This window comes from Roseibium sp. AWQ4_290, from assembly GCF_056160985.1.
Map to the genome: position 1 here is coordinate 1 of NZ_JBSWYG010000138.1, position 210 is coordinate 210.

Annotated in this window: 1 protein-coding gene; it reads left to right on the forward strand. The window is 61.4% G+C overall.

What is annotated here, in order from left to right:
- On the forward strand, positions 1-210 hold a 210-nt coding region (locus ACXAH0_RS25445; protein WP_475196144.1), incomplete at both ends, for a hypothetical protein.

The window sequence follows — 210 nt, forward strand, 5'->3', positions numbered from 1 at the left end:
TGAAGACCTGAACGGCGACGGTGTTGTTGATGCTGTTCTGTCGGCTGAGGACGGGTCGATCTGGACGCGTCTTGGCGATGGTCAGGGCGGGTTCGGTGTGGCTCAGGCGCAGGGCCGCGACTTTGCGACGAATGTGCTTGAGAAGGTTGGTGGCAGTGCCGACGGTTGGGATCGCGGCGCGTTGTCCGAAGAAAGCTTTATCGGAGCTGG